This is a genomic window from Streptomyces sp. LaBMicrA B280 (assembly GCF_049222185.1).
GTDB classification, from domain to species: domain Bacteria; phylum Actinomycetota; class Actinomycetes; order Streptomycetales; family Streptomycetaceae; genus Streptomyces; species Streptomyces murinus.
The window spans coordinates 160,157-182,369 of sequence record NZ_JBMJCT010000065.1; the positions used below are offsets into that span (position 1 = coordinate 160,157).

The 22,213-nt window shown below is 67.4% G+C and carries 17 protein-coding genes; 11 read left to right on the forward strand and 6 right to left on the reverse strand.

Annotation, left to right across the window (positions count from 1 at the left end; genetic code table 11):
- The first annotated feature begins 1,106 nt into the window (after nt 1-1,106).
- Genes ACLF5H_RS36550 through ACLF5H_RS36570 form a run of 5 tightly spaced genes read left to right on the forward strand, consistent with a single transcriptional unit; the run spans nt 1,107 to nt 10,897 of the window.
- Nucleotides 1,107-2,627 carry a hypothetical protein gene (locus ACLF5H_RS36550; RefSeq protein ID WP_421680290.1) on the forward strand — a complete coding sequence of 507 codons (1,521 nt, stop codon included), beginning with the start codon at nt 1,107-1,109 and terminating at the stop codon, nt 2,625-2,627.
- Nucleotides 2,605-3,408 (forward strand): hypothetical protein, encoded by an 804-nt coding sequence (locus tag ACLF5H_RS36555; protein WP_421680291.1) that lies wholly within the window; start codon nt 2,605-2,607, stop codon nt 3,406-3,408. Before ACLF5H_RS36550 ends, ACLF5H_RS36555 begins: the two co-directional genes overlap by 23 nt.
- Entirely contained in the window at nt 3,401-7,897 is a 4,497-nt protein-coding gene (locus tag ACLF5H_RS36560; protein WP_421680292.1) for a hypothetical protein, read from the forward strand. Before ACLF5H_RS36555 ends, ACLF5H_RS36560 begins: the two co-directional genes overlap by 8 nt.
- Nucleotides 7,869-9,011 (forward strand): hypothetical protein, encoded by a 1,143-nt coding sequence (locus tag ACLF5H_RS36565; protein ID WP_421680293.1) that lies wholly within the window; start codon nt 7,869-7,871, stop codon nt 9,009-9,011. The genes ACLF5H_RS36560 and ACLF5H_RS36565 overlap by 29 nt, the downstream gene beginning before the upstream one ends.
- Entirely contained in the window at nt 9,008-10,897 is a 1,890-nt protein-coding gene (locus tag ACLF5H_RS36570; RefSeq protein ID WP_421680294.1) for a tetratricopeptide repeat protein, read from the forward strand. The genes ACLF5H_RS36565 and ACLF5H_RS36570 overlap by 4 nt, the downstream gene beginning before the upstream one ends.
- A 122-nt stretch (nt 10,898-11,019) precedes the next feature.
- On the opposite strand, the gene ychF is transcribed toward ACLF5H_RS36570, so the two are convergent.
- A complete protein-coding gene (ychF, locus tag ACLF5H_RS36575; RefSeq protein WP_421680295.1) occupies nt 11,020-12,108 on the reverse strand; it encodes a redox-regulated ATPase YchF in 1,089 nt (362 codons plus the stop codon).
- A gap of 180 nt (nt 12,109-12,288) precedes the next feature.
- Here ychF and ACLF5H_RS36580 point away from each other — a divergent pair, with 180 nt between their 5' ends.
- Nucleotides 12,289-12,867, forward strand: coding sequence for a DUF6542 domain-containing protein (locus tag ACLF5H_RS36580; protein ID WP_421680296.1), 579 nt, complete (start codon nt 12,289-12,291; stop codon nt 12,865-12,867).
- Between the two features lie 92 nt (nt 12,868-12,959).
- On the opposite strand, the gene ppgK is transcribed toward ACLF5H_RS36580, so the two are convergent.
- Nucleotides 12,960-13,706 (reverse strand): polyphosphate--glucose phosphotransferase, encoded by a 747-nt coding sequence (ppgK, locus tag ACLF5H_RS36585; RefSeq protein WP_421680297.1) that lies wholly within the window; start codon nt 13,704-13,706, stop codon nt 12,960-12,962.
- Nucleotides 13,707-13,755: 49 nt separating this feature from the next.
- Nucleotides 13,756-14,763, reverse strand: coding sequence for a 4-hydroxy-3-methylbut-2-enyl diphosphate reductase (locus ACLF5H_RS36590; RefSeq protein WP_421680298.1), 1,008 nt, complete (start codon nt 14,761-14,763; stop codon nt 13,756-13,758).
- Nucleotides 14,764-14,855: 92 nt separating this feature from the next.
- Between ACLF5H_RS36590 and xseA the strand changes: the two genes are divergently transcribed.
- The 3 genes from xseA to ACLF5H_RS36605 all read left to right on the forward strand — a co-directional run bounded on the left by xseA (nt 14,856) and on the right by ACLF5H_RS36605 (nt 17,024).
- Entirely contained in the window at nt 14,856-16,064 is a 1,209-nt protein-coding gene (gene xseA / locus ACLF5H_RS36595) for an exodeoxyribonuclease VII large subunit (protein ID WP_421680299.1), read from the forward strand.
- Nucleotides 16,061-16,303, forward strand: coding sequence for an exodeoxyribonuclease VII small subunit (locus tag ACLF5H_RS36600; protein ID WP_421680300.1), 243 nt, complete (start codon nt 16,061-16,063; stop codon nt 16,301-16,303). Before xseA ends, ACLF5H_RS36600 begins: the two co-directional genes overlap by 4 nt.
- Before the next feature lie 130 nt (nt 16,304-16,433).
- Nucleotides 16,434-17,024, forward strand: coding sequence for a malonic semialdehyde reductase (locus ACLF5H_RS36605; RefSeq protein WP_421680301.1), 591 nt, complete (start codon nt 16,434-16,436; stop codon nt 17,022-17,024).
- A 70-nt stretch (nt 17,025-17,094) separates the two neighbouring features.
- Here the strand turns inward: ACLF5H_RS36605 and ACLF5H_RS36610 are convergent, their stop codons facing one another.
- A complete protein-coding gene (locus ACLF5H_RS36610; protein WP_421680302.1) occupies nt 17,095-17,637 on the reverse strand; it encodes a DUF4245 domain-containing protein in 543 nt (180 codons plus the stop codon).
- A 126-nt stretch (nt 17,638-17,763) separates the two neighbouring features.
- Here ACLF5H_RS36610 and glpX point away from each other — a divergent pair, with 126 nt between their 5' ends.
- Nucleotides 17,764-18,798 (forward strand): class II fructose-bisphosphatase, encoded by a 1,035-nt coding sequence (glpX, locus tag ACLF5H_RS36615; RefSeq protein ID WP_421680303.1) that lies wholly within the window; start codon nt 17,764-17,766, stop codon nt 18,796-18,798.
- A gap of 82 nt (nt 18,799-18,880) precedes the next feature.
- Here glpX and ACLF5H_RS36620 read toward each other — a convergent pair whose 3' ends face one another.
- Both ACLF5H_RS36620 and ACLF5H_RS36625 read right to left on the reverse strand, forming a co-directional pair.
- On the reverse strand, nt 18,881-19,255 hold the full coding sequence (locus ACLF5H_RS36620; protein WP_046423476.1) for a WhiB family transcriptional regulator: 375 nt from the start codon (nt 19,253-19,255) through the stop codon (nt 18,881-18,883).
- A 119-nt stretch (nt 19,256-19,374) separates the two neighbouring features.
- Complete coding sequence (locus tag ACLF5H_RS36625) at nt 19,375-20,073, reverse strand: DUF1707 domain-containing protein (protein WP_421680304.1); 699 nt, start codon at nt 20,071-20,073, stop codon at nt 19,375-19,377.
- 203 nt (nt 20,074-20,276) lie between these two features.
- On the opposite strand from ACLF5H_RS36625, the gene ACLF5H_RS36630 reads away from it, so the two are divergent.
- Nucleotides 20,277-21,947, forward strand: coding sequence for a fumarate hydratase (locus ACLF5H_RS36630; RefSeq protein WP_421680305.1), 1,671 nt, complete (start codon nt 20,277-20,279; stop codon nt 21,945-21,947).
- Nucleotides 21,948-22,213 lie beyond the last annotated feature (266 nt).

The window sequence follows — 22,213 nt, forward strand, 5'->3', positions numbered from 1 at the left end:
GTCCGCCGCGTCAGCGGCGTGGCGTCACTTCATCGGTTCAGACGTTGAAGCGGACTCTGTTCGTGCAGGGGCCCCCACCGGCGGAAACGCGGGTTTTACAGTGGGCGTACCAGCACCATCCCAGCATGGGCGTTCTATCCCAGCACCACGCAGGCCAGTCGGCTCTCGTACGCCTACACAGCTCGGTTGCCGGCGCTCGAGTTCGCCCCCTCGGACGGTAGGGACGTCACGTCCGGGGTCCGACCGTATGGAGCGCTGCAAGACTTCCCGGCAGCGCTCCCACGCGCTGGATAGCAGGGGGCCCGTAGATATCGACCGTCGCCTTGACCGGACGGTGCCCCAACCAACGCGAGACCTCGTGGATCGGCACACCGTTGGGGCCAGGGCAGTCGAGGCGAAAAAGTGCCGCAGGCTACGAGGCGTGTACTTGGCATTGCCGTCCAGATCGATCAGTCCGGCCGAGAGGCATGCCTTCTTGAACTGGTAGCCGTAGGACGCGACGGACGGCATCACGCCGACGCCGGGCTGACCCGGGGTGAAGAAGATCTCGAGCCGGATCCGCTTGCCCTTCTTCCCCGTGAAGACCACGGACAGCGGCTTCTACCTACGGAGATGAGCATCGATCTTGTGCTCGACGAACGAGGGCGGTTGGGATGTCTCGGCGCTCCTTCTCCATCCGATGCATGAGAGGGACAAAGGGTGTCAGGCAGCCCTCGCGATGCCCCTTGGCACTGACCTGCCATCGGATGCTGACGAAGCTGGGCCACCTGCTCGCGCAAAGTCCCCAGCACCCGCCGACATGACATTCCCTGATCGCGACCCGCACTCTTCCGGAAAGGGTGAAAGCTCCCTACACACACCGCCACCCTTGGCACCAACACTGAAATCGCGACCGCTCCCGGTGCAACTTGTAGCGGAACGGGAAGATCCGAATGCTGGATTTATCCGGCACCCTGAGGAGCCCAGACCGCACCGCACAGGGGGAACATCAGTTCGTGAGCGATGATTCTCAGCCCGTGACTCACTCATGAGCGAAGGGAGCCGTCAAGTCGGGTATCCGAGAATCCCCACTTACGATGGTGCAGGGGGTGCTAGCGTGACTGATCGTGCATCACGAACTGCCCCATCCACCACACTTGCCTGACGAAGGACTGGTCCGCCGCGTCAAGGCGCTGGCCTGTACAGCACCGTTGCAGGCATTGGATCAGCGCAAGGCATCGCTGGACTGGGCAGATGCCAGGGTCTATCACATGGCTGAAATCGGGTTGCACACGATCGATCAGGTCACCATCGCGATGGACTTCGACGCCGGAGCTGAGCACAGCAAGGTGCTTGAACAAGTAAGGCACTTCGTCGCTGCCCAGGCGCCCGACAGGGGTGACGCCGAGCACGCCGCTGTGGCCAACTGGGTGCTCCAGCGGCTGATCAACGTTGGCACCATCGAGCGTGGATTCTCCTGGAACTACGGGCTCGTCGGGGACGAGGGAACCTACAGCCGCTTCGAGTTCGACTTCAAATTGCTGGTGGAGCAGTCGACACCCGATGGGTTCTCCTTGCGGGCCACCGATGAAGCCATCAACGTACTCGTCGGCGCGTTGGACACGGATGTGGAATCCGCGCAGATCGCCGCCGAGGTCAAACTCGACAACCTCATCAGGCGCGGTCGGCTCGCCGATGCCAAACTCGCCGCCGAACAAGCCAGGTACCGCACGGTCCAATATGGAGAGACACTACGTCGCTACCTCGACGCCACCCGCCGCGATGTTCGCACCGTGGACTGGGAACGAGTGGTGCCAGACCTGCTGTTGGACGCGCTTGAGCACATCGAGGGTCGCTACACGGCGGAACACGCCATCTTGATCAACATCACCGCCGCGCGGGACGACTCCGACGATCCGCGCCACAAGCAGCGGGCAGCGGAACTCGTGGAGATCGTCCGCGACTGCATCCGGCGTCATATGCAGCTCCAGAAGGCCGTACAGGAAGCGGGCGACCAGTTCCGTTCCGAGCAGGACCGTCAGCTATTCTCCGGCGAACCGCAGCGTGCCGCGCTCCACTTGCACGGACAACTGCTGGTACCACTGCTCGGACTTCCCGTGGGCAAAGCACTCGGGCCGGTTTACGACTTCTTCCGTGGGGCGGTCGCCCCAGCGCCCCCCGAAGTTCTCACGTTGCCGTCACTTGTGGAACGTCTCCTGCAACGGCCCTCGGAACCTGAGCGATTCGCCGGCGAGGTCCAAGACCCTCAGTTCGACCCCATACCGGAACGGGAATTGTTCACTCCCGAACATTTCAGGCTAGCGAGCGAGATCCTCTCCCTGTCCGGTGGCTCTGCGTATCTGAGCGACTTGCTCGCACGTGCGCGTCACCATGAGCCTCAAGTCGCCCGGCTGGTGATGCATCGGGCGGCACACGCTTTCAACCCGTCCGTCGGTGAAGCGGTACGTGAGCAGGTACCCGAGGTGCTGATCGCCGTACCCACGGGGGACCCCCTGCACAGCCCGCAGTTCGACGGTGATGAACTGTGGCTCACGAAGGCAGGCGTGAAGCCCGCCGTTCCAGGATCGGAGGAGCCGCGCACGGCTCGGCACGAGGAGTTCGGTGATGAGATCTCGCTTCACGGATGACGACGCCGAGCACGCCGCGCAGCTGCTCGCTTTCGCGATGCGCCCTCGGCTGCTGCCGAGTCGTGACAATGCCTATCGAGAGCTTCTGCGCCGCTACCGGCAGGACGGCGCGTTCCGCACGTTGACCGGACGGATCGCCGCCGGTCTGGGGCTCAGAGTGCTGGGAGAACACGAGGACGTCGGCCTCGCCATCGCGGCCGACGGCGGTTCTCCCTTCGAGACCAAGATGGAGAGCTACGCCCGGCGCACCCAAAAGGAAGGCGGCTACGCCGAGCGCTTTCTGCACGGCATCATCCACCTTGCCGTCGCCGCGGTGTCCTTTCCTCGGCCGGACGACCTCGCCGAAGACGAGTACGTCGGCAGGGTCAGTGTCGACGTGGTCGACGCCGTCGTTCGCGAAGCCTGCGACCGGTTGCGTGAAAAAGCGGCGTCCCGTGAGGAGTCAGCCGACGTACCCAGTGACGCACCGGAACTGGAATTGGCGTGGCACGCGTACGCCAACCGCCCTGAGGCCTTCCCCACTAAGGACAAGCGTCGGGCGATGAACACCACCAAGGGCATGGTCTCCCGAGCTCTGAACTTCCTCGCGGAGCAGGGTTTCCTGACCCCGGTAAAGAACGCCGGTGAGGACGTCTTTCAGACCACACGGCGTTACCAGCTTCAGGTGCGTGAGCTTGCGGCCACCAGCGCTTTCGAGGAGTTGGTGGCGCTCGGCGTAGTCCCTCCCATGGCTGTGACGACCGCACCGGGAATCGTGGCGGAGGATCCGGAGGATGTATGAGTTGTCCCGAGTGCTTCTACAGTGCGTCGGACCCAAGGCAGCGCGCTACGAGAACGTCCTACTGGACTTCAGCGGCGTCGGAGATCCCATCGCCGACCGCCCCGCCACCTTGTTCAGCACCAGGGACGAGCAACCCGCCCGGCGCCCCTCCCCGGCCACGGTGCTCTTCCTGGAGAACGGCGGCGGCAAGTCCGTACTGATCAAACTGATCTTCTCGGTCCTGCTACCCGGACGCCGTCAAGTGGTGGGTGCTCGTGATCCTCGTACGCTGAGCGGCTTCGTACTCGACAACGATGTGGCCCACATCGCGCTGGAGTGGACCCATGCCCGCAGCGGGCGTCGGCTGGTGACCGGCAAAGTCACCGAGTGGCGCCACCTTAAGGCGACACAGGACCCGTCCAACTTGGTGGAGCGCTGGTACCACTTCCGCCCTACACGGGGAACCACACTCGACACCCTCCCCGTGGCCGAGGCCGGACGGTATCTGCGGCTGGCCGATTTCCTCGGCGAACTCGACGGGGCTCAACGAACCGATCCCGAACTTGAGTTCAATCACTTCCGCGTCCAGTCGGAGTGGACGGAACGGCTCACAGACCTCGGTTTGGACCCTGAACTCTTCCGCTACCAGAGGGCGATGAATGCCGGGGAGGGGGAGGCGGCCGACGTCTTCTCCTTCGCCAGCGACGCCGCTTTCGTAGAGTTCCTGTTGTCTGCCGTGGTGCCCACCGGACCGGCACAGGATCTCGCCAACCTGCTGAATTCCTACGGTGACAAGCTCGGCAGGCGTGGTGCACTGACCCTGGAACGGGACTTCGTAGCCGGCGCGCTGGAGTTCCTCGAACCGCTGGCAGGCGTCCATACCGCCGCTCTCACCGCCCAGGAGGAACAGCGGACCGCGAGGAAAACACTGGACACCTTTGTCCGTTCGGTGAAGGTACGCGCGCACCGTGAGGCCGAGGCCGCGAAGGCCAGCCAGGAGATCGCCAAACGCCTTGACGGCGACCTGCGGCGGGCCGTGCTCCACCACGGGAAGCTCGCAGCGGCCGCTCGTGAACTCGGCCGCCTCACAGCCTCATTGAGGCTAGCCGAAGCCGAGGAGGAACAGCAGAGGGCCCGCGCTGCGTGGAATCGAGCGCAGGAGACCGACCGCGCCTGGAAGGTCGTACCCCGCCTGGCCAGGAGTCTGGAAGCGACCGCCAACGCGAACCGGTTGCGTGAGCTGGTCCGGCGTACCGAGGAAGCCGCCCTTCCGGCGCTGCAGGCCCGGGACGCCGCGCTGGAGGTTCTCGTCGGGGCATTGCGCACCATGTCACGGCGCCTCGCTGAGCAGGCGGAGGCAGCGCGACGCCAGGCTGAGAGCGAACACACGCTGACCGAGCAGGCTCAGACCGAGCACAACACCGCCGTCGCCCTGGCTGCCGAGCACCGGGCGCAGGCCAAGGTGCTCGACACTCGCATCCAGGAAGTGCAGGACGCCCTCGCAGACGCCGTGCGCGACGGTCTGCTGAGCGATGGCATGACGGCTCGTGACGCCGCGCGGCAAGCCGAGGAGGAGGCCCATAAGAACGCCGAGGAGATATCTCGGCAAGAATCCGCCGCCGAGGACGCGGCGGGTCTTCTCGATGCTTCCCACCGGGCCTGCCAAGCCGCCGAACAGGCTGTGGCCGAGGCCCGGCACTCGCTTGATCTGGCGCGCCGCGACTGGACGAAAGCCGACGAGCGCACCCGTGCTCTGGAAGCGGAGATCCAGCCGCTCACACTCCTGGACATCGAGCGTCTCGATCTCGAGGTGGATGCTCCCAGGCTGGTCAGCAAGCTCGTTCAGCGACGTGACGCCGCTGATGTGGCGAGGACCGAGATCCGCATCGCCATGGTCCGTGACGAACGAGCCAGGCTCGCGTTGGAGACGAACGAACTGCTGCCGCCCTCCCCAGAGGCCGCGGAAGCGTGCGAGACATTGCGAGAAGCCGGTGTCGACGCCTATGCCGGATGGGACTACCTCGCCGGCCTGCCCCGGGTCGAGCAGCGCCGTGCACTCATCGAGCGTGTGCCACATCTGGTCACGGGCGTGCTCCTGAACGATCCAGAACAGACGGCACAGGCAGTGGAGATCCTGGCCTGCCAGAAGCTGTGGCCCAGCACACTGGTGGCACTGGGCACCACAACGGACATGCACGAACCCGACGCGTCACTCTCCGGGCTGGATTTCGTAGTGCCTCCGCACCCGGCGCTGTACGACGAGAGAGCAGCCGCGGAGGAGCGGCTCGCCCTAGGTCGTCGCCATGACGAACACCGCGCGCGGATCGACGAGTGGGACGCGCGGCAACGTATGTTCCTCTCGCTGCTCCACCGGCTTGAAGAGTGGCGGTCGGACTTCCCTGAAGGAAGGCTCGCCGAGCTGCGCGAAATCGTCACCATCCGGGTGCAGGATCACGACGAGGCCCAGGAGGAGCTGACCAAGCAGACCAAGCAGCGTGAGGCTGCAGCCGCCCATCTCAAAGCCATCCGCGAAGCCATTCCGCCGCTTCGCAAGACACAGTCTTCACTGGAAGCTCGTAAGTCCGCGTTGCGTGCACTCGCCGCACAAGAGGAGCGGATTCCCGACTGGCAGACCGCCGTGGACCAGGCTCGAACGGCGGAGGCTCGAGCACGAGAGGCCGCTCAGCAAGCGGAAAGAGCTGCCGAAAGTCACCGGGCTGCCGGCGCCGAGCACGTGCGCACGATGGACCGTCTGACCGGCTCCGCCCACCGTATGACCGCCGAGTTGGATGAGCTTCCGGGGGCCGACGCTGTTGCGGAGAACGGGACAGAAGTCCCGGCGGAACCGCTCCCCGTGCTGCGCCGCGCCTACGAAGCCGCTGCCATCGAGTACGAACGGGCATCAGTCGGAGCCGACCTCCTTCTCGACATGCATCAGGCGGAGAGCCGCGAGAAGCAGGCGGCGCAGGAGCTGGGTGATGATTCTCCTGAATCCCGAGCAGCCGCCCAGGCATTGCTGAACGGTCCCGATGGAGTGGACGGCGCGAGTCGGGCCGCCGCCCAACGCCGTGCCGAACAGGCGGTCTTTGACTGCCAGGCCTCGCTGTCCGAAGCGGACGCGCGTGTCGCGGAACACCGAGCGGTCCTCAAAGACTTCCCGGAACCGCTCACCGACGTGGATCTCGCTCCCTACGGTCCGCCTCTGCACGTCTTGCACGGCATGCGCCTGATCGAGGCGGCGGAGCACGATCGGGACGAGGCTGAACGTATCCGGCGCGAAGTCGCCTACCACAGCGAGCGTGCCGAACGCACCGCCGCCGCCCTGCACTCCTCCGCGGAGAACTTCACGGACCTGATCACCGTCCTGTCCCGGTCGGGTGAGCCTCGAGAAGACGACAGGCCGTACGAGGGCGGTGTCTCGGCCGCCCGGGACCGGCACACCGTGCTGAAGACCGAGTACGACCGGATCGGGGCAAAGGTCGAGACGGCACTCGCCGAAGAACGAACGCTGACCGACCAGCTGGTCGGGTTTGCCGCGGACGCGCGGTTCGGTGGGCTGCCTTCCCCCAGCCGCACCGTCATCCAGTCCTGTCCTCGCGCCGAACTGCCGGCACGGGCGGCTGAATGGAGCGACAACCTTCGCCCCAGGCTGCGTAGTCTCACCGTGGACCTGGACTCCATCGAACGGCACCGCCGGCAGATCGTGCTCCAGCTCTGCCAGCAGGTGCAAGAGGCGCTGCGGACCTTGAAGCGGGCGCAGTCCCTCTCCCGGTTGCCCAGAGGGCTGCAGGAGTGGTCCGAGCAGGAATTCCTGCGGATCCGCTTCACCGAGGTCTCCGAACAAGTGCTGGAGGACCGGCTCGGCACTGTCGTGGACGAGACCGCCGAAGCCGTGATCCACGGAAGGGAGGTCAAACGGGACGGCCTGGCCTTGCTATTGCGCGGCGTGACCGAAGCCGCCGCCCCCAAGGGGTTCAGGGTACGCATCCTCAAACCGGACGCCGTTCTGCGGACGGAACGAGTGCCCGTCTCGGCCATGAAAGACCTCTTCTCGGGCGGCCAGGTGCTGACCGCGGCAATCGTCCTCTACTGCACCATGGCAGCATTGCGCGCGAACGAGAAGGGCAAGGTCCAGCACCGCCGGAACTCGGGTGTGCTGTTCCTGGACAACCCGATCGGTCGTGCCTCGGCCGGATATCTGCTGCGGCTTCAGCAATCGGTCGCCCGCGCGCTGGGTGTCCAACTCGTCTACACCACAGGCCTGAATGATCTGGCGGTCCTGGACTCCTTCCCGCTCGTGATCCGGCTACGCAATGACGCTGACCTCCGCGCACACCGCATGTACCTCACCGTCGTGGGCGACAGGAGGAAGCATCTTCTTGAGCCTCTTGAAGAGGGCGAGAACCCGGTGATCACGTCCATCAGGTACCACCCTCGCGCCGGCGCGGAACACAACCACCAGGATTCCGGGGAAGAGAGCGTTGACCGGTCTGAGTCGTCCCGCACGTGAGCTACTGAGCGCGCTGCACGAACACGCCCGTTCACAGAAGAAGTGGGACGGCACGCGTAAGACCAGCGTCTCTCTGCCGGAGTTGCGCCGTGTCTTCCGCACGGTGCCCCATCCGAAGGTGGCGGACGAGCTGGAGTCTATGGTTCTGAGCCGCCACCTGGACGAGCTGTACGAGTGCGGAGCCATCACAGCGATGAAGGGCGATGACGGGGAGAAAATTCCGTTGCCGAAGGGCGTGTGGGTGCTACCCACTCATCAGGCGGCAAAGAGGGTGCGGGAGCCTCTTCCTCCCTTGCATCCGAGCGTGCGCAAGGTGGCTGGGTACTGGGACAACGCCGCACCCAGAACACGAGTCGGCTACCGCGCGGTCAACAACTGGTTCCTCTCCGAGCCGGACATGAAGCCTGCGCCGAAACGTGAGCGCGCTCTTGACATCTTCGGTAGTCGCGCATACTCCGGATGGTTCGAGGCCGAAGAAAAAGCGTTCGACGAGTTGGGTGGTCCGTTCTTCTCAGACCGGGAAGCGCTGCACAAACTCTTGCACATGTATGCGGCGCCGCCTCAAATCCTCACAGAAAGGCTCATCGCAGAGAGCGACGGCTACTACGGGCGCATCGGCGACGGTGACATTCTCCTCGTAGTGGAGAACGTCACCACATGCTGGTCGTTGATAGAGGCGTTGGACGGGATGAAGGACCACACAGTCGGCTACGTGGCCTGCGGGATGGGAAGTTCGTTCTTGGCCTCACTCGCCGGTGTCAAGATGCTCCGACGCGGCAAGATCGCGGAGATCCGCTACTTCGGCGATCTCGACCCGACCGGGCTGTCCATCCCGGCGGCGGCTGCCGAGGAAGCCGCCAAGGACAACGACCTCCCCGCGGTTCTGCCTGCGATCGGGCTCTATGACGCGCTGCTTGCCATCGGCACCCCGTTGCCGCGCAAGGAGAGACGGCTTACGGGGCAACAGGCAGCCGGTCGAGTCCGCTGGCTTGACCCCTCGCACCAGTCCATGGCGACCTCGCTGTTGTGCGGCGAAAATCGCCTTGCCCAGGAATGGGTCAACCTGCGGTATCTGAAGTCAAACACTGAGTGGCTCAGGGGCATGTACAGATGAACGAAAGTTTTGCGCTGCCGCACCGCGATCCAAGTTTCCTCGGACGAGCCGAACTGGTGGACGACGTGCTTCCCGGCTATCTGGACCGGTCGGACGACGGCGTACCGATCGTAGTAAACGGCGGAGTAGGCATCGGGAAAACAACGGTGATCCGCGAAGCGGCCCATCGGCTGCGCTCTCGGTACGCAGATATGAGCTGGATCGACATGACAAGTGCCGGTTCCGGTCAACCGGCCGAACGGCTCGCCGCCTACCTGGCCGCCATCGGTGGAAGAAACGGCCCTCATCTTCTGGTGTTGGACGGAGTGTCAGAACCGGACGACGTCGTCCGGTATCTACCTCGGGATGGAACCAGAGTACTGATCACATCGCGGGCCGACGCCGGGGTCTGGCATCGGGTTGCTCGTGTGATCCAGGTTCCGGCGCTGCCCCCGGCGGAATCGGTATTCCTGCTGAGGACGCTGGTCCATGGACTCACAGAAGCTGACGCCGTGCGTCTGGCCAGTGCGCTGGACTACTTGCCGCTTGCCATGGAGAACGCAGCGAGTTGGCTGACGAGTGGCATGACGCCAGGGCAACTGCTGGAACAGTTGGACTCGTGTGCTTCGAAAATCCTCAGCGGATATCGCTCATCTGATTTCCCGAGATCGCTGACAGGCCGACTGTCGAAGGCAACGAGTGCGCTTGCGGCCGGAACAGAGGAAGACCGGCGGATGCTTCATCTCCTTCACGCACTGATTATTCTCGGCCCCCATCCGTTTCCTACCCGCGCATTGAGGGGGGACCGATGGGAAGTATCGGATTCGGATGAGCGGTACCTACTGACCATGTACGACCTGCACCGCAGGCTGGGAGGTCTACGCGATCGAGGCCTGATGACATTACAGACTGGGGCGGTGAAACTCGATGAAATCAGTGGCACAGTTATCCGCGACCTGCTCGCTGACCGCCCTGAAGATGAGGCCGGCGCCTTCGAAATGGCGGAACAGTTGTTGGTGGCAGCGGTGCCAGAGCGGGCCGCGACAGAGGGAGCGTGGGGCGACTGGGCGCTGGTGACTCCCTCCGTCCTCGCATTCGATCCAGCCCACATCCGTACGGGGCCTGGCCGCAAAGCGATCTTTGACACGTATAGCTATTTGATGGATAGCGGCAGATATAAGGAGGTAATTGATGGTCTCGGCCATCTTCGCACAGCATGGGCGGAGCACTTCGCTCAATGTCGTGTCGACGAAATGGTGATGATGTCAGTGCTGGCTCGCGCCCACTTCGGACGTGGGCACTACGAAGACGCCGAACGACTCAACCTGCAGGTCTACCTGGAAAGGGACAGAAGCCTGGGGCCGAGCGACCCCATGACTCTGGTCGCGTCAGTGTATTGCGCGCTCGACCTCGGTGCCAAGGGTCACCACTCCGACGCATGCGAGGTCGCCGGAGTTTCATGGAAGGAGCAGTGCAAGATCTTCGGCGAGGAAAGCCGGACAGCGATGCGCACGGCAAGCTACCTGGCAAGGCTTCAGACGCCGGAGAATCCCAGCGGAGCTTATCAACAGGGCATGAAAATTTACCGGCTCCAAGTCGACCACCTCGGTGTCCGCCATCAGCACACCTTGGACACAGCCCATGACCTGGCACTCTGCCTCATCGCTCTGAATGACTTCAGGAAAGCTCTCCCGCTGCTGGAAGACACCCTGAAGTATCGGAAAGAGACCTTGCCGCCCGGCCATCCGGACATCATCTGGACCGCCGCACACTTCTACCTACTGTCGGCGGACTTGGGTCGCCCGGTGCCCCAATCGGGCGTGCGTTGGGCCTGCGATGGCCTTCGCAGGACTTTCGACAGGGATCACCACGTCGTACGCCGCTTGATGGCAATCGTGAAGTATTGACCGTGCGGCATCAAAGCCACCTGCCTCGAACGCTACGACTGAAAATGGACAGGAGGGGCCGAGCTCCCGAGAGAGCTCAACCCCAAATCCATGCGCCGCATTAACGTACAGTGATAATCCGATCACACATTGAACCGGAACTCCACCACATCCCCGTCCTGCATCACATAGTCCTTGCCCTCCATGCGCGCCTTGCCCTTGGCGCGGGCCTCGGTCACGGAGCCGGTGGCGAGGAGGTCGGTGAAGGAGATGACCTCGGCCTTGATGAAGCCCTTCTGGAAGTCGGTGTGGATGACACCGGCGGCCTCGGGGGCGGTGGCGCCCTTCTTGATGGTCCAGGCGCGGGATTCCTTGGGGCCGGCCGTGAGGTAGGTCTGCAGGCCGAGGGTGTTGAAGCCGACGCGGGCCAGGGTGGCGAGGCCGGGCTCCTCCTGGCCGACGGACTGGAGGAGTTCGAGGGCCTCGTCCTCGTCCAGCTCGGCGAGGTCGGCCTCCAGCTTGGCGTTCAGGAAGATCGCCTCGGCGGGGGCCACCAGCGCGCGCTGCTCGTTCTTGAAGTCCTCGTCCGTCAGCTCGTCCTCGTCCACGTTGAAGACGTAGAGGAACGGCTTGGCGGTCAGCAGGTGCAGGTCGTGCAGCAGCTCGGCCCGCTCGGTGCCCTGGAGGATGCCGTGCGCGAAGAGCGTGTCGCCCTTCTCCAGGATCTCCTTGGCCTCCTCGACCGCCTTCACCTTCGGCGCGACGTCCTTCTTGATCCGGGACTCCTTCTGGAGTCGCGGCAGGACCTTCTCGATGGTCTGGAGGTCGGCGAGGATCAGCTCGGTGTTGATCGTCTCGATGTCGTCCTTGGGCGAGACCTTGCCGTCGACATGGACGACGTTCTCGTCCTTGAAGGCGCGGATGACCTGGCAGATCGCGTCCGACTCGCGGATGTTCGCGAGGAACTTGTTGCCCAGGCCCTCGCCCTCGGACGCGCCGCGCACGATGCCGGCGATGTCCACGAAGTCGACCGTGGCCGGAAGGATGCGCTCCGAGCCGAAGATCGAGGCCAGCTGGGCCAGCCGGCCGTCCGGGACACCGACCACGCCGACGTTGGGCTCGATCGTGGCGAACGGGTAGTTGGCCGCCAGCACGTCGTTCTTGGTCAGGGCGTTGAACAGGGTCGACTTGCCGACGTTGGGCAGGCCGACGATTCCGATCGTGAGCGACACGTTGCGACTTCCCGTGGATGAGAGGGCCAGGAGCTGGGGCTGCCAGGCCCTCGGAGGACACTGGCCGATCCACCAGTCTACGGCGTTCCGCGCGCCCTCCTCCCGGGAGCGCCGTCCGCCCGGCCAAGGTCCGCCCATCGGCGTGTCTGGGAGCCGATCGGGCACATAAGCAGACCTAAGTTGGTCCAATGGAGCAGCACAGAACGCGACCCCCGAACGACGGACGGCGACGCGGCCACCCGCCGCACGCCCATCTGCCGCCGCAGGCCCGGCGCCGCCCGCCCGGCCCGGAGGCGGGACGCGGACCGCCCGCCCGGCCCGGAGGCGGGACGCGGCGCGGGGCAGTCACGGCCGGCCCGGCCGGTATCGGGTCCGAGGCTGCCGGGCCCCCGGCTCACCGGGCTCGGCGGCGGGCTGTTCTGCATCGCCGCGATGTTCCTCCTGGGCTGCCTCGACCAGCTGCTCCTCGACGGCTCGCTGCCGGTGTACGGCGTGCTGTTCCTGCCCGTGTGCGTGCTGACCGCGCTGTGGGTGCGTCCCGGGGACGTGCTGACCGCGCCCGTCGGCGTGCCCATCGCCTTCGCGAGCGGGCTGCTCGTGGTCGCCGACGGGCGGGAGGGGATGGTCGGCCGGCTGATGGGCCTGGTGACCGGGCTGGCCACCCAGGCCGGCTGGCTGTACGGGGGGACGCTGGCCGCCGGGGTGATCGTGCTCGTACGGCGGGTGCGGTGGGTTCGGTCGCGGCGGCGCCCGCACTGAGCGACCGGGGAGCGAGGGAAGGGGAGGGGAGGGAGCGCGGGGTGGGTGAACCCGTGCCGGACGGTCCCGCGCCGTCCCCTCGGCCGCCGCCCCTACGACCGCTGCGCCGCCCGCATCGCCGCCCCCACGATGCCCGCGTTGTTCTGGAGCTGCGCGGGGACGATGTCGGCCTTGACGCCCTCGATGTGGTGCAGGAACTTGTCGGCTTTGCGGCTGACCCCGCCGCCGATGATGAACAGCTCGGGCGAGAACAGCATCTCCACGTGCGCCAGGTACTTCTGGACGCGGCGCGCCCACTGCTCCCAGCTCAGGTCGTGGTCCTCCTTGGCCTTGCTTGACGCCTTGTGCTCGGCGTCATGGCCGCCGAGTTCCAGGTGGCCCAGTTCGGTGTTGGGGACCAGGACGCCGTCCGCGAAGAGGGCGCTGCCGATGCCGGTGCCGAAGGTGAGCAGGATGACGGTGCCCCCGCGGCCCCGGCCCGCGCCGAACTGCATCTCGGCCACGCCCGCCGCGTCCGCGTCATTGACCACCGTCACCGGCAGGCCGCCCAGTCGGTCACCGAACAGGGCGCGCGCGTCGGTGTCGATCCAGCTCTTGTCGACATTGGCCGCCGTACGGACCGTCGCGCCGCCGGTGACCACGCCGGGGAAGGTCAGGCCGACCGGGCCGGTCCAGCCGAAGTGGTCGATGACCTGCTTGACCCCGTCGGCCACGCCGTCGGGCGTCGCCGGGTGGGGGGTGAGCACCTTGCAGCGCTCCTGGGCGAGGTCGCCCCTGTCGAGGTCCACAGGGGCGCCCTTGATCCCGGATCCGCCGATGTCCACGCCGAAGATCTGCATGGCTCCACGTTACGACGGGCCACTGACAGTCACGCCCAGGAGGTCGCGATCACTCCGCGGAAGCGCCCGATCCGCCGCGCTCGGCCATCAGCTTCGCCGCCTCTTCGCGCAGGTCGCGGCGGAGCTCCTTGGGCAGCGAGAAGGTGATGGACTCCTCGGCGGTCTTGACGATCTCCACGTCCCCGTAGCCGCGCGCGGCGAGCCACTCCAGGACCTGCTCGACCAGGACGTCCGGGACGGAGGCGCCGGAGGTGACGCCGACGGTGCCCACGCCCTCCAGCCAGGTCTCGTCGATCTCGTCGGCGAAGTCCACCAGGTACGCCTCGCGGGCACCGGCGAGCTTGGCGACCTCGACCAGCCGCTTGGAGTTGGAGGAGTTGCGGGAGCCGACGACGATCACCAGGTCGGAGTCGGCGCCCATCTGCTTCACGGCGATCTGGCGGTTCTGCGTGGCGTAGCAGATGTCGTCGCTGGGCGGCGAGACCAGGCCCGGGAACTTGGTCTTCAGGGCGTCGACGGTCTCCATGGTCTCGTCCACGGAGAGGGTGGTCTGCGACAGCCAGACGACCTTCGAGGGGTCGCGGACCTCGACCTTGGCGACGTCCTCGGGGCCGTCGACCAGCTGGATGTGGTCGGGGGCCTCGCCGGAGGTGCCGATGACCTCCTCGTGGCCCTCGTGGCCGATCAGCAGGATGTCGTAGTCCTCGTTCGCGTACCGGACGGCTTCCTTGTGGACCTTGGTGACCAGGGGGCAGGTCGCGTCGATGGTGGCGAGGCGGCCCCGCTCGGCCTCCTCGTGGACGACGGGGGCCACGCCGTGGGCCGAGAACATGACGATGTTGCCCTCGGGCACCTCTTCCGTGCGCTCGACGAAGACGGCGCCCTTCTTCTCCAGGCTCTGCACGACGTACTTGTTGTGGACGATCTCGTGCCGGACGTAGATCGGGGCGCCGTACTGTTCCAGGGCCTTCTCGACGGCGATCACGGCACGGTCCACACCGGCGCAATAGCCTCGGGGGGCGGCGAGCAGGACACGGCGGCGAGGCGAAGCGGTCATGGGTCCATCGTAGGGGGCACGGGGACGCGCCGGGATCAGTTGCCCGCGCCCGGCCGGACCGCCTTGTCGGTGGCGGCCATTACGCTCGGCGCATGGCTTTGAAGACGACCCCTGAGGCACCCCTGCCGGTCGGTGAGGTCTCCCGGTTGATCGGGGGCTGGATCGACCGGCTGGGCGCGGTGTGGGTCGAGGGGCAGATCACCCAGCTGTCGCGGCGGCCGGGCGCCGGTGTCGTGTTCCTGACGCTGCGCGACCCGTCGTACGACATCTCGGTCAGCGTGACCTGCTTCCGGCAGGTGTTCGACGAGGTCGCGGACGTCGTCGGCGAGGGCGCCCGCGTCCTCGTGCTGGCCAAGCCGGAGTGGTACGCGCCAAGGGGGCAACTCTCCCTGCGCGCGGCCGAGATAAGGCCGGTCGGGGTCGGTGAGCTGCTGGCCCGGCTCGAGCAGCTGAAGAAGTCGCTCGCGGCGGAGGGGCTGTTCGCGGCGGAGCGCAAGAAGCCGCTGCCGTTCCTGCCGCAGCTGATCGGCCTGGTCTGCGGCCGGGCCTCGGCGGCCGAGCGTGATGTGCTGGAGAACGCCCGGCATCGCTGGCCCGCGGTCCGCTTCGAGGTGCGCAATGTCCCCGTGCAGGGGGTGCACGCCGTCCCGCAGGTCGTGCGGGCGGTCGAGGAACTGGACGCGATCGAGGGCGTGGACGTGATCATCGTCGCCCGGGGCGGCGGCAGCGTGGAGGATCTGCTGCCGTTCTCCGACGAGCAGCTGGTGCGGACGGTCGCGGGGTGCCGTACCCCGGTCGTGTCCGCGATCGGGCACGAACCGGACAGCCCGCTGCTCGACCTGGTCGCCGATCTGCGCGCCTCCACCCCGACCGACGCGGCCAAGAAGGTCGTACCGGACGTGGGCGAGGAGCTGGAGCGGGTGCGGATGCTGCGGGGCCGCGCCCGGCGCTGTGCGCACGCGCTGATCGAGCGCGAGGAGCGGGGGCTGGCGCACGCGCTGGCCCGGCCCGCGATGGAGGACCCGCACCGGATGCTCGACGAGCGCGCGGACCACGTGGCCTCCCTGGCCGGGCGGAGCCGGCGCACCCTCGGCCATCTGCTGGACCGCGCGGACTCGGAGCTGACGCACACCCGCGCGCGTGTGGTGGCCCTCTCCCCCGCGGCCACGCTGAAACGCGGCTATGCGGTGTTGCAGCGCTCCGACGGGCACGTGGTGCGCGATCCGGGCGAGGTCAGTGAGGGCGAGGCGCTGCGAGCGCGCGTCGCCGACGGCGAATTCACGGTGAAGGTGGGCGAATGACCGGCAAGACGGAGACCGGCGGGGCGCAGGAGACGCTCTCGTACGAGCAGGCGCGGGACGAGCTGATCGAGGTCGTACGGCGGCTGGAGGCGGGCGGCACCTCGCTGGAGGACTCCCTGGCGCTGTGGGAGCGCGGGGAAGAGCTGGCCAAGGTGTGCCGGCGCTGGCTGGAGGGGGCGCGCGCCCGCCTGGACGCGGCGCTCGCGGAGGAGGAAGAGGGCGAGGGGGGCGCCGAGTAGGGCGCACCCCTGGGCTGTGGGGTGGGTCACCCCGCAGCGGGTTTTGTTGAAAGTTAAAACTCAATGGGCGTATGGTCGTACGGTCAGCCGCGGTCCGGAGCGGACCGTACGCATCACCGAGGAAGTCACGATGTCTCTCGTTCTTGACCCCGCCGCCCAGGACCTGCTGTTCCGCGAGGCCCACACCGCGAACACCTTCACCGACGAGCCGGTGACCGAGGAGCAGGTGCGGGCGATCTACGACCTGGTCAAGTACGGCCCCACCGCCTTCAACCAGACCCCGCTGCGCGTCACCCTGGTCCGCTCCCCCGAGGCCCGTGAGCGCCTGGTGCGGCACATGGCCGAGGGCAACCGGCCCAAGACCGCCACCGCCCCGCTGGTCGCGATCCTCGCCGCGGACAACGAGTTCCACGAGGAGCTGCCGGCCCTGTTCCCGGCCTTCCCGGCCGCCAAGGACGCCTTCTTCGCCGAGCGCCCGGCGCGTGAGCGCTCCGCCGCGCTGAACTCCGCGCTCCAGGCCGCCTACTTCATCGTCGGCGTGCGCGCCGCCGGCCTCGCCGCGGGCCCGATGACCGGGTTCGACTTCGAGGGCGTGCGCAAGGAGTTCCTGGACGACGACCACACCCCGCTGATGGTCGTCAACATCGGCCGCCCGGGCCCGGACGCGTCGTACCCGCGCTCCCCGCGGCTCGCGTACGAGGACGTCATCACGACCGTCTGAGCCACACCTGAGCAGCAGTGGAAAGGGGCCCCCGGCATCGCCGGGGGCCCCTTTCCGACACCCAGAGGGTTTACGGCGCGGAGGTCTTCTCCATCCGGAGCGCGGACGCCATCTTCGTCAGGTCGGCGAAGGAGGCCGTACCGGCGACCACCGTGGTCGAGCCGGGCGTGCCCTGAAGGACGAGGGCGTCGTAGCGGCCGCCGGTGTAGTGGGTCCAGACGCGGCCGTCGATCCGCTCGGTGGCCTTGGTGGCCTTCGCGCCCTGGGTGGCCTGGTCGATGAAGTCGGCCCGCTTCTGCGCCGACTGCTCGATCTGGACATACTGGGCGTCAGGGGTCTGGAAGCCCAGGTGCCAGTAGTCGCCATTGGCGCCGTCGTAGCTCACGGAGGTGGCCTTCCAGGTGTCGGACAGGCCCTCGGGCCCCGCCACCGGGTAGCTCGCCGCCCTGCGGGCCGTGATCAGCTCGACCCGGTAGTCGACCCGCTTGAGGTCGGGAGCGTGATTGTCGTGCGGGATGGCGAAGAGGTAGACGACCGCCGCCGCGATGCCGATCAGGGCCAGGGAGAGAATCATGTCCCGGGCCGTCTTCTGCTTGCCTTTCGAACCTGCCACGTCCCTATCGTCGCAGGTGCCTCAGGCGCTCAAACGTGGGGTCCCCTGCTCATTTTGTCTGCCTAACGATAGAGTCATGGCCAAGACCCTCATCCGGCCGTCGCCGTATCAGAAAGGTGCGCCCCGATGACCGAAAATCATCACCTGCCCTCCGAACTCGATGTTCCCGCCGAGGCTCCCGACCGCAACCTCGCCCTGGAACTCGTCCGGGTGACCGAAGCCGCGGCGATGGCCGCAGGCCGCTGGGTCGGGCGCGGTGACAAGAACGGCGCCGACGGCGCCGCGGTGCGCGCCATGCGGTCCCTCGTCTCCACCGTCTCGATGAACGGCGTCGTCGTCATCGGCGAGGGCGAGAAGGACGAGGCCCCGATGCTCTTCAACGGGGAGCACGTCGGGGACGGCACCGGCCCCGAGGTGGACATCGCCGTCGACCCGATCGACGGCACCACGCTCACCGCCAAGGGCATGCCGAACGCGATCGCGGTGCTGGCCGCCGCCGAGCGCGGCGCCATGTTCGACCCGTCCGCCGTGTTCTACATGGACAAGCTGGTCACCGGCCCCGAGGCCGCGGACTTCGTGGACATCGACGCGCCCGTCGCCGTGAACATCCGGCGGATCGCCAAGGCGAAGAAGGCGACCCCGGAGGACGTCACCGTCGTCATCCTGGACCGGCCCCGGCACGAGGGCCTGATCAAGGAGGTACGGGACGCCGGCGCCCGCATCAAGCTGATCTCCGACGGCGATGTCGCCGGGTCCGTCTACGCGCTGCGCGAGGGCACGGGCGTCGACCTGCTGCTCGGCATCGGCGGCACGCCGGAGGGCATCATCTCGGCCTGCGCCGTGAAGTGCCTGGGCGGCACGATCCAGGGCAAGCTGTGGCCCAAGGACGACGAGGAGCGGCAGCGCGCGATCGACGCCGGGCACGACCTCGACCGGGTGCTCACGACGGACGACCTGGTGTCCGGGGAGAACGTGTTCTTCGTGGCCACCGGCATCACCGACGGTGAGCTGCTGCGCGGTGTGCGGTACCGGTCGGAGACCGCGCTCACCGAGTCGATCGTGATGCGCTCGAAGTCGGGCACGGTGCGCCGGATCGACTCCGAGCACCGCCTCAGCAAGCTGCGGGCCTACAGCGCGGTCGATTTCGAGCGGGCCAAGTAAGCCACTTCGCGAGCCGTCGGCGCCCTCTGTGCGGAGAGGGCGCCGTTCGCTTTTCCGGGCGCGGGAGGCGGAGAGCGCCGCCCTAGCCGGCTATGCGGTCCGTCGTCACACGGGCCGTCTTCTTCAGGTCCAGTTCGCGGCGGCGGCGCCTCGCCAGGACCACACGGCGCTCGGCCGCCGTCAGGCCGCCCCAGACGCCGTAGGGCTCGGGCTGGAGGAGGGCGTGTTCGCGGCACTCGACCATGACCGGGCAGCGGGCGCAGACGCGCTTGGCCGCCTCCTCGCGGGACAGCCGGGCGGCGGTCGGCTCCTTGGACGGGGCGAAGAACAGCCCCGCCTCGTCGCGCCGGCACACGGCCTCGGTGTGCCAGGGCGCCTCCTGGTCCCGCTCCCGCGCTGGCACCCGCTGGGCCGGTACGGCAGCTACCTGCAGGGATGAATGCGGCGGTTGCAGCACGGGTCTACTCCTGACGACGGCTTCGCGAGCGAGCGACGATGCAGCAAGGCCTACCCGCTGTACGCGCGCCTATGCACTGCGTTCCCGACGGCGGACGATTGCCGGGGAGTTCGCGGCCGTCAACGGTCCAGGTGTCTGCGCAGCTTCCGCTCGACCTTGTCCTGGACCCGCTCCAGGATGTCCGAGACGAGCTTGCCGCGCCTCGGCCGGGCCTCCACATTGCCGAGGACGGCCCAGCCGTCGACGTAGACGACCGGCGCGTCCGTCTCGGTCGAGTCCAGCGTGGCCACCTCGAAGTTGCCGAGGACGCCGCCGCCGGTGCCGCGCAGCGACACGTTCTCCGGGACGCGGATCTGGATGTCGCCGAAGACCGAGACGGCCTTGATCACGACCTGCTGGTACTCGAAGATCGCCTCGCTGAGGTCGATCTCGACGCTGCCGAAGATCGAGTACGCGTGCATCCGGCGCCCGGCGCGCCAGCGGCCGCGGCGGACCGCGCTGCTGAAGACGGCCACCACGTTGGCGTCGGACTCGCTGGGTATGTCGTCCGTGGGGCGCGGCGGGGCGGGGGTGTAGGCGGCGCGGGAGGCGTGCTGGTGGGCGGCGGGCAGGTCCTGGATGAAGACCTCCAGCTCGCCGACCGTCTTCGCGTTGAGCACGCCGTCCACGCGCTCGGCGTGTTCGTCGGCGGTGAGCCGGCCCTCGGCGAGGGCCTCGCGGAGGAGGTCGGCGACCCGGTCGCGGTCGGCGTCCGAGGCGCGCAGGGCGGAGACGCTCGGGGTGGCGTCCTGGGTACGGGCGGGCTTCTGAAGGTCCACGGCAGCAGCGTACCGAAACGCGATAGATCGCGACTAGGGGTGTGGACAACCCCGGTGTGTCGTCGGGCCTCCGGCCCGGCCGGAACGCGGGCTCACGGCCACTGAGCCTTACCTCACAAGTTCACTGTCGGCGGCAGGTTCTACGCTGGACGAGCCCGCCAGCGTCGGCGGGCACCGTCCGTCAGAGTGAGGAATGGGCTGAGATGCCTGAGTTCGCGTACACCGATCTGCTCCCCCAGGGAGAGGACACCACCCCTTACCGGCTGGTCACGTCCGAGGGCGTGTCCACCGTCGAGGGCCCGGACGGACGGACGTTCCTCAAGGTGGAGCCCGAGGCACTGCGGGCGCTGGCCGCGGAGGCCATCCACGACATCCAGCACTACCTGCGCCCGGCCCACCTCGCCCAGCTGCGCCGCATCATCGACGACCCCGAGGCGTCCGCGAACGACAAGTTCGTCGCCCTGGACCTGCTGAAGAACGCGAACATCGCGGCGGCGGGCGTGCTGCCGATGTGCCAGGACACCGGCACGGCGATCGTCATGGGCAAGCGCGGCCAGAACGTGCTCACCGAGGGCACGGACGAGAAGCACCTCTCGCACGGCATCTACGACGCCTACACCAAGCTGAACCTGCGCTACTCGCAGATGGCTCCGCTCACCATGTGGGAGGAGAAGAACACCGGCTCCAACCTGCCCGCGCAGATCGAGCTGTACGCGACGGACGGCGGCGCCTACAAGTTCCTGTTCATGGCGAAGGGCGGCGGCTCGGCCAACAAGTCCTTCCTGTACCAGGAGACCAAGGCGGTGCTGAACGAGGCCTCCATGATGAAGTTCCTGGAGGAGAAGATCCGTTCGCTCGGTACGGCCGCGTGCCCGCCGTACCACCTGGCGATCGTCGTCGGCGGCACCAGCGCCGAGTACGCGCTCAAGACCGCGAAGTACGCCTCCGCGCACTACCTGGACAACGCGCCCACCGAGGGCTCGCCGCTCGGCCACGGCTTCCGGGACACGGACCTGGAGGAGAAGGTCTTCGAGCTGACCCAGAAGATCGGCATCGGGGCGCAGTTCGGCGGCAAGTACTTCTGCCACGACGTCCGCGTGGTCCGGCTGCCCCGGCACGGCGCGTCCTGCCCGGTCGCCATCGCCGTGTCCTGCTCGGCCGACCGCCAGGCCGTCGCGAAGATCACCGCCGAGGGCGTCTTCCTGGAGCAGCTGGAGCGGGACCCGGCCCGGTTCCTGCCGGAGACGACGGACGAGCACCTGGAGACCGAGGGCGACGTCGTCGAGATCGATCTCAACCAGCCGATGGACACGATCCTCGCCGAGCTGACCAAGTACCCGGTCAAGACCCGGCTGTCGCTGACCGGTCCGCTGGTCGTGGCCCGTGACATCGCGCACGCCAAGATCAAGGAGCGGCTGGACGCCGGCGAGGAGATGCCGCAGTACCTGAAGGACCACCCGGTGTACTACGCCGGTCCCGCCAAGACGCCCGAGGGCTACGCGTCCGGCTCCTTCGGTCCGACCACGGCCGGCCGGATGGACTCCTACGTGGCGCAGTTCCAGGCGGCCGGCGGCTCCAAGGTGATGCTCGCCAAGGGCAACCGCAGCAAGCAGGTCACCGACGCGTGCGACGCCCACGGCGGCTTCTACCTGGGCTCCATCGGCGGCCCCGCGGCCCGTCTCGCCCAGGACTGCATCAAGAAGGTCGAGGTCCTGGAGTACGAGGAGCTCGGCATGGAGGCCGTCTGGAAGATCGAGGTCGAGGACTTCCCGGCGTTCATCGTCGTGGACGACAAGGGCAACGACTTCTTCCAGGACCCGGCCCCCGCGCCCACCTTCACCTCGATCCCGGTACGGGGCCCCGGCCTGGCGTAGCACCCGCGACACACGGCGGGGCCGCGCACCTCGACACCGTGCGCGGCCCTGGCCCGGCCCCGATCCCCAGCCGCCGTTCACCCCAACCGCGTTACGAGACCCCGGCCCGGCATGACGCCATCGGCACGCGGCCGGGCCGTGCACCTCGACACCGTGCGCGGCCCCGGCCAGGCCCCGATCCCCAGCCGCCGTTCACCCCAACCGCGTTACGAGACCCCGGCCCGGCATGACGCCATCGGCACGCGGCCGGGCCGTGCACCTCGACA